The sequence below is a fragment of the Vibrio sp. 10N.286.51.E5 genome (assembly GCF_041469125.1).
GTDB classification, from domain to species: Bacteria; Pseudomonadota; Gammaproteobacteria; order Enterobacterales; family Vibrionaceae; genus Vibrio; species Vibrio crassostreae_C.
Genome location: NZ_JBFRJZ010000127.1, coordinates 1 through 1,583, shown reverse-complemented (window position 1 = coordinate 1,583; position 1,583 = coordinate 1). Strand labels below are relative to the sequence as shown.

The window sequence follows — 1,583 nt, the reverse complement described above, 5'->3', positions numbered from 1 at the left end:
ATCATTCCACAGATTATTTCGTTCTTCTTCTCTTACTTTGTTTTGAGAATCAAAAACCCAATTGAAGCACTTGGTTGTGTGACTGGTGGTCGAAGTGCAAACCCTGCGTTTGCGGCATTGATGGAAAAAACAGGCAATGCAACTCCAGTATTCTCATTCACAGTGACTTACGCAGTAGCCAACGTGCTATTGACCCTTTGGGGACCAATCATCGTCGGCATTATCTCCGTCAACGCTGGTATGTAATTCAGACTATAACGTCAGTCTAAGACGTCAATCCAATTAAAACACTAAGCGATTCCCTGGCCAAACATAGGGAAGGGGATCGACTTGCTAAAATTTATGAAAGTAAGGTATCTATTATGACTACTCAAACTCCAACTATCGATTTTTCAAAATTCGCTGACCTAAGCCCATTCGAGCTAAAAGACAAACTGATTGAAGTGGCGCAAGCTGTGCCAGATCGTGCACTTCTTGATGCAGGTCGTGGTAACCCTAACTTCCTAGCAACACTACCTCGTAAAGCATTCATCCGTCTTGGTGAGTTTGCGGTAGCAGAAGCAGAGCGTAACTACGCTTACCTAGGTGGTGATTTCGGTGGTATCCCTGATGGCGTCGGCATCGTTGAGCGTTTCGACACGTTCGCAAGCCAATATGCAACAGACAAAGGCGTTGATTTCCTACGTCGTGCACTAAGCTACGCAAAAGACCGTCTAGGCATCGAAAAACAAGCGTTCCTAAACGAGCTAGTACTGGCTTACCTTGCGTGTAACTACCCAGTGCCACCACGTATGCTAGTGAACATCGAGAAAGTGGTTAAACAATATATCGCAGAAGAGATGTACGGCCCAATGCCAATGACGACTAACTTTGACCTGTTCGCAACAGAAGGCGGCACTGCGTCAATGACGTACACGTTCGCAACCATGTTCAACAATGGTCTATTGAAAAAAGGTGACAAAGTTGCGCTAATCACGCCAATCTTTACCCCTTACCTAGAAATCCCAGAGCTTTCTGAGTACGAACTAGAGATCGTTGAACTGCGTCTTGATGAGACCACTTGGCAGCTTCCAATGTCTGAAATCGAGAAACTGGCAGATACAGACATCAAACTACTTTGCGTCGTTAACCCTGCTAATCCAGCATCAGTGAAATTCTCTGACGAGACTCTAGAGAACCTAACAAACTTTGTGAATGAGCAACGCAGTGACCTATTCATCATCACTGATGACGTATACGGTACATTTGCCGATGACTTCGTTTCTCTATTTGCAAAACTACCATACAACACACTTTGTGTTTACTCGTTCTCTAAGTACTTTGGCGCAACAGGCTGGCGTTTAGGTACCATTGGTATCCAACACAAAAACGTATTTGATGACGCACTAAGTTCTTTCAGCGAAGAAAAACAGTGTCAACTTGATGACCGTTACAAAACACTGACTCCAGAGCCACGTGACATTAAGTTCATCGACCGCATCGTTGCGGATAGCCGTAGCGTAGCCTTGAATCACACTGCCGGTCTATCTCTACCGCAACAAGTGCAAATGGCGATGTTTGCTCTAACTTGTCTAATGGACTCA

Annotated in this window: 1 protein-coding gene and 1 pseudogene; both read left to right on the top strand. The window is 44.9% G+C overall.

Translation table 11 applies throughout. The annotated features are described in order from the left end of the window. Nucleotides 1–246 (top strand): annotated as a pseudogene (locus AB4161_RS22925) (aspartate-alanine antiporter); the annotation flags it as partial. A gap of 116 nt (nucleotides 247–362) precedes the next feature. Continuing rightward, a partial coding sequence (locus AB4161_RS22920) for a bifunctional aspartate transaminase/aspartate 4-decarboxylase (RefSeq protein WP_372084438.1) occupies nucleotides 363–1,583 on the top strand: 1,221 nt, incomplete at its 3' end.